Below are 1,374 nucleotides of genomic sequence, written 5' to 3'. Positions count from 1 at the left end.
ATGGTACTGCACTCGGGAGGGTGTGGGAGAGTAGGACACCGCCGGACAATCTTTCGTTCAGGGCCACCCCTTTCGGGGTGGCCCTGAACGCATTTGAGAGCGCGTTGAATAACCAGGTCAGTTGGTGTTGAGTACGGCTTGGAGTCGGCCGGTCCTGTGGTATCGGGCGAGGCGTCGGGTCATGAATGATGACCATGGCCCACTGGACCATAGCGGCGTGGTGTTCGGGGTGGCGTTCGTAGTCGCGGACGGTGCGTCGGCAACGGTTGATCCACGACAGGGACTGCTCGGCGACCCATCTGCGGTGCAGGACCTGGAAGCCGACCTGGTCGGCGAGCTCGCGCACGATCTCCACCGCGAGGCCCAGGACAGCGGCGGGCCCAGGTGACGAGTCGGCCCCGCGTAGCCACCGTCAGCCCAGCGACGGTCGCCACTGTCTCGTAAGGAGCGCTGTAGCATGGCGGTCATGACAGCACCTACCGCCCTGCCGGCGGGTTATCGGTTGGTCGATGGACCACCGACGGTCGGAGACTACCTAGTCCTTCGCAAACGATCCGGGCTCTCACCGCGTCGACCCGATCAGGCTGCCGCCGCGGTGCGGGGTGGCTGGGCCGCGGTGCACGTATTGCACGAGGAGAGCGGCACGACAGTAGGGATGGGCCGGGTGCTCGGCGATGGCGGGTGGTACTTCCACGTGGTCGACATGGCTGTATTGCCAGAGCATCAGCGCCGGGGCATAGGTGACGCGGTACTGACTGCGTTACTGGAGACAATCCGTCGGGAAGCGCCGCCCGGTGCGTTCGTGAACTTGCTCGCCGATCCACCGGGCCGCCGCCTCTACGAGCGGCACGGTTTCCGCCAAACGGCGCCGACCTCTGTCGGGATGGCCCGGACCCTTGATTGACGACGCAACTGGCCCCAGGTCACAAGACCGGCCGACTCCTCAACACCAGCTGACCTGGTTAGTCAACGCGCTCTGAGGGTTGTCCGCCGACGTGAAGGGCGTTCCGGCGGACACGGTGAAGGCACCCGCAGACCAGAAAGACACCCGTGGACCGGAAAGACCCATCCTGCGGACATGGGAAAGGACGCTGTCGCGGACCCCGCAATATCGGCGCGAACGCGGGCCGGGAAGGCGCGGGCGGTGGCTGACCTCGACGGGGGTGGGGCCTGCCGTGCCCGGCGTAGGGATCAAGCCTGACCGCCCGGAGCCGGGCACGGCAGGGGGGGGGGGGGCCCCCCCCCCCCCCCCCCCCCCCCCCCCCCAACCACCCCCCCCCCCCCCGCCCCCCCCCACCCCCCCCCCACCCCCCGCCCCCCCCCCCCCGCCCGCCCCCCCCCCCCCCCCCCCCGCCACCCCCCCCCCGCCCCGGG

1 protein-coding gene and 1 pseudogene are annotated in these 1,374 nt (G+C 69.8%); one reads left to right on the top strand and one right to left on the bottom strand.

All coding sequences use genetic code 11. From position 1 onward, the window contains the following. A pseudogene (locus ACZ6Q9_RS34190) lies at positions 1-355 on the bottom strand (hypothetical protein); the annotation flags it as partial. Positions 356-457: 102 nt separating this feature from the next. Between ACZ6Q9_RS34190 and ACZ6Q9_RS34185 the strand changes: the two are divergent. Further along, positions 458-904, top strand: coding sequence for a GNAT family N-acetyltransferase (locus ACZ6Q9_RS34185; protein ID WP_466021482.1), 447 nt, complete (start codon positions 458-460; stop codon positions 902-904). The last annotated feature ends 470 nt before the right edge of the window (positions 905-1,374 follow it).

It is taken from the genome of Micromonospora sp. NPDC049139 (genome assembly GCF_055586845.1).
Note: the sequence above shows the minus strand (reverse complement) of the source record. Positions and strands in the feature narration are given on the sequence as shown.

Excerpts from the sequence above, each read along its gene's own strand:
- ACZ6Q9_RS34185 (WP_466021482.1), top strand. The coding sequence starts at position 458 with ATGGCGGTCATGACAGCACCTACCGCCCTGCCGGCGGGTTATCGGTTG.